A 2,839-nucleotide genomic window follows, 5' to 3' on the forward strand; every position below is an offset into this window, starting at 1 on the left:
TTAAATAAATTTTATATATATCTTTGTGGAGAGAATTGTGAGTTTCTTTTTCATTATTGATAGGATGAGTCTATAAAAATTGAGGCTTACGATTTTGATACATTTTAAACTGCAACGTATAAAAATATCAGTTGAAAAATAAAATCATTTGCATCTTTATTACAATTCCAAAACTAGTTTATAAAATCGCCCAAGAAATATTTTGTATTTTGATTTTTGAAGTGAAGGAGTTTTCTTATGTCAATATTTATAAAGGAAGATACAAAAAGTAGGAATATTCAGTCGGATAAAGAAGAGTTAATTGAGTTAACGGAGTTTTCAGACGGTAATATCAAGAGTTACTTTCCATTTGATTTTATAATACCTAGTAATCTTGAAATGAAAAAAGGGAATGTTAAATTTCAAATTACAAGTAGACTAAATTACAAATTAAATGAAATTATTAAAGAATCGGATGAAAAATTACATAGTGTTTTTTCGACAGTACTGATGTTGTTAATAAATAAGTATACAAGAAGTAATGATATTATAATTAGCACTCCTTCTTATAAAAAAAATAATGAGGATGAATATGGTAATAAGGCTTTAGTATTAAGAAACCAAATAAATGATGATGATTTGATTAAAGAGTTATTACATAAGGTAGAGCAAACAATAAATAAAGCAATTGAACAACCTAATTATAAAGTGTTCTCTTATTTAGAACAAGAATGTAGTAAGGGGGTTCTACCATTTGATGTAATGATTGTGCTTGAAAATATTCAAGAAAGCGTTTGTATAGAACAGTCTGTATATAATACTATTTTTTCGTTTATGAAAACGGAACATCATATAGAAGCTAGCATTCACTACAATGAGTCTTTATATAGGAAAGAAACTATAAATAAACTATCTTTACATTTTTTGGATATACTGGAATTATTGTTAAATCATATCGATATGGCAGTGAAAGATGTAAATATATTTTCGAACGAAAAAATGCAATTTACGAAGTTACCCTATAGAAAAAAACAATATCCGCAAAATCAAACGATTCATGAGCTATTTGAGCAGCAGGTTAAAAGAACACCAGAAAAAACGGCGTTAATATTAGAGGATTATCAACTTTGCTATGCAGAACTTAATCATCGTGCGAACCAACTTGCACGTTATCTCAGCGAATGTGGAGTGAGAAAGGGAGATCTCATTGGTATATCAATGGAACGTTCCGTTGACTTATATATTGGCATTCTCGCGATTCTGAAATTAGGTGGAGCTTATGTACCACTAGACTCTCATTATCCAGAGCAAAGGCTGTCATATTTATTAGAGGATTCTGATGTATCCTTGCTTCTTACTCATGAGGAATTATTATCGGTGCTTCCTGAAGTACCGGTAACAGTTATATGTGTAGATAAAGTTAGACAGCAGATTGATAGCATGAGTGGTTCAAACCTTAACCATTCTGGTTCAGGAGATGACTTGGCTTATGTTATGTATACCTCAGGTTCAACTGGAAAACCAAAAGGAGTCAGTATTATTCACCGAGGTGTTGTGCGACTAGTAAAAGGAAATGATTTTGCTGAATTGGATGAAGATAAAACGTTCTTACAGCTGGCACCAGTTGCTTTTGATGCTTCTACATTTGAAATATGGGGCAGTTTGTTAAATGGAGGATGTTTAGCAGTAATGTCAGCAGAAACACCAACAGTTGAAGATATTGCTAAAGCTATTAAAAAGTACCGGGTCACTACCCTATGGTTAACGGCTGGACTTTTCTCGTTGGTTGTTGATCAGCAACTAAAAGCGTTAACTGAATTACACCAATTATTAGTTGGGGGAGATGTGGTTTCGGTTCCACATGTGCGAAAAGTATTGGAATTAGGTAATGTTCAAGTAATCAATGGATACGGCCCAACTGAAGGAACGACATTTACTTGTTGTTTCTCGGTTCCTCAGGGGTGGAATGGTGGTACACTTCCAATTGGGCGTCCAATTGCCAATACAGAGGTTTTCATTTTAGATTCTCATTTAAATCCTGTGCCTCCAGGTGTTCCAGGAGAGATGTATATTGGAGGAGATGGATTGGCACGTGAGTATTGGCGCCTTCCAGATTTAACAAGAGAGCGTTTTATACCACATCCATTCAATAAAGAGCCTAAAGCACGGCTTTATAAAACAGGGGATTTAGTACGTTATTTGCCAGACGGTAATATTGAATTTATTGGTCGTTTAGATCATCAAGTAAAAATTCGCGGCTTTAGAATTGAACTTGGAGAAATTGAAAATAAATTGCAGAAATATAAAGAAATTAAAGAAACTGTTGTTATTACTAGGAATGATGAGAATGGTGATAAATATATTTGTGCTTATTATACTTCAGAAAAGGAAATTCTAAAAAATAAATTAAGGAAATTTTTAAGGAGTTCACTTCCAGAATATATGATTCCTACATATTTTTTCAATTTGGATAAATTCCCACTTACAGAAAACGGGAAAATAGATAAAAGAGCACTACCTACACCAGATATAAGCCATAATACGAACTTACAATATGAGGCCCCAAAAAATGATACGGAAAAAAAGCTTGTCGCTATATGGGAAACCGCATTGGGGAGAGAGCGGATAGGAACAAATGATGATTTCTTTGACTTAGGGGGACACTCTTTAAAAGTATCGATGGTAATTTCGCGTATTAGAAAAGGGTTGGGTGTAGAAGTAAGAATTAAAGAAGTGTTTGAAAATTCTACAATTAAACAGTTAAGTGAACTTATACAAAAGAAAGATAAAAAACATTATACGGTAATAAATAAAGCGGAAAATAAAAAATATTATAAAGTATCTTCGGCAGAAAAAAGAA

At 32.7% G+C, this 2,839-nt stretch carries 1 protein-coding gene; it reads left to right on the plus strand.

Annotated elements, in window-relative coordinates:
- Nucleotides 1-237: 237 nt before the first annotated feature.
- Nucleotides 238-2,839: non-ribosomal peptide synthetase (locus tag DN400_RS29120; protein WP_147802112.1), on the plus strand; the 2,602-nt coding region annotated here is incomplete at its 3' end.

This window comes from Bacillus sp. AR8-1 (assembly GCF_008042345.1).
Taxonomy (GTDB): Bacteria; Bacillota; Bacilli; order Bacillales; family Bacillaceae_G; genus Bacillus_A; species Bacillus_A cereus.